At 71.7% G+C, this 1,514-nt stretch carries 1 protein-coding gene and 2 pseudogenes; all 3 read right to left on the bottom strand.

What is annotated here, in order from left to right; all coding sequences use genetic code 11:
* Positions 1 to 155 (bottom strand): annotated as a pseudogene (locus IEY78_RS35220) (serine hydrolase domain-containing protein); the annotation flags it as partial.
* 4 nt (positions 156 to 159) lie between these two features.
* Positions 160 to 1,271 (bottom strand): annotated as a pseudogene (locus tag IEY78_RS33740) (glycosyltransferase family 4 protein).
* Positions 1,268 to 1,514 (bottom strand): dCTP deaminase domain-containing protein (locus IEY78_RS33735; protein ID WP_444544926.1); only part of this gene is annotated, 247 nt, incomplete at its 5' end. The gene IEY78_RS33735 and the pseudogene IEY78_RS33740, both read right to left, overlap by 4 nt.

Raw genomic sequence — 1,514 nt, 5'->3', positions numbered from 1 at the left:
CTGTCGCCGACGGCCCAGACGGCGCCGGGGTAGACCTTGTCGCGGACGCCTTCGTCCAGGAGTGCTTCGATGCGGTTGATCATGGGCTCCCTGTTCGTGTGGCTGTCCCGCCGGTCAGCGTAGTGACGCGGGCGGGTTGGTTGCTGGTGCGGCACAGGCTCAGCGTGTGAGCCGTCGGCCGAGGGTGTGCAGTGCGCGGGCGGTGGCTGAGAGCGGGTAGCGGGCGGCATTGGCATATCCCGCCTCCCGCAAGGCGGGCAGTACACCGGTGGACGTCCGCAGCCGGTCGAGGTGCCGGGCCACCGTGGCGGGCTGGGTGAAGTCGGTGGCCAGCGCGGTGGCGCCGAGAGCATCACGCAGGCCCGGAACGGGCTGGTAGAGCACGGGTAGCCCGCATGCCTGGGCTTCGAGCGCGACCAGGCCCATTGCCTCCAGCGTGGTTGAGGGCATGACGAGCGCGTCGTGCTCGGCGAAGGCTCTCCACAGCTGCGGGCGGCTCAGCCATCCCAGGTAGCGGGACCGGATCTTGGCCTTTTGCAGCAGCGGGGCGAGCGCGTGGACCTGGGTCCTGGGGGCGGCGATGCTCAGCTCGATGCCCGAGGCGCCGGCCAGGGCCCGGACGAGGGTCTGGCCTCCCTTCTCCGGGGTCAGCCGGCCCGCGTAGAGCAGCCGCAGATGGCTGCTGTTGGTGCGGGCGGGCCGGGGCAGGCGGGCGGTGATGAGGTGGTCGGGGATGCCCCAGGGGATGTGCTCGATCTTGCTCCGGTCGGTGTGGGGGGACAGCTTGAGGAGGTGGTCGGCCATCGCGGCGGTGGGTACGACGATGGCGTCGGCGGAGCGGGCGCTCTCGCGCAGGATCTGCAGTTGGTCGCGGTGGGCTTCGGCGAACAGCAGGTCGGTGCCGTGGACCAGGGCGATCCGTGCCGGGCCTGGCAGGGCCCGCAGCAGGGCGGGGGTAGCGCCGAAGGCCAGGTGGTGCAGGTGCAGGACACCGATCGCGTGCGGGTCGAGGGCCGCTTTCAGCGCCCGGCGCAGGTCGGTGACGTAGCGGGTGAAGGCGGGGCCTTCGAGGGACTTGCCCGCGATGGGCAGCAGGTCGAGGCCGGGCGGCAGGATCGGGCGGCGGCCGGCGGGGGCGAGCATAAAGGCCTGGCCGGGAGGCGGGGCTGGTCGCCGGTGTAGAGGTCGAGGAACAGTTCGACGCTGCCGCCGGGGCTGCCGGCGGGCAGGTCCAGGCAGGTGGCGACCATCGGTCCGGGTACGGCGTTCATGGGCGGACTCCGCGGATCTCTTCGTAGAGGCGGGAGATGTCGATGCCGTCGGTGGCCGCGTACTTCGCCGCCTGGTGCTGGTAGCTGTCCGTGGTGCCGTGGGCGGCGATGAAGACGAGCTTGCCGAAGGTCATGCCCGGATAGATGCGGACGGGCTTGGCGGCCTGGATCTCCAGGGTCCAGCGGATCGCATGGCCTTGGTGGCCGAGCGGGGCGGAGACGTGCACCCAGATGCCGAGGGAG

The organism is Streptomyces kronopolitis, from assembly GCF_014646275.1.
Lineage (GTDB): Bacteria > Actinomycetota > Actinomycetes > Streptomycetales > Streptomycetaceae > Streptomyces > Streptomyces kronopolitis.
This window is presented reverse-complemented; position numbering and strand designations above follow the sequence as displayed.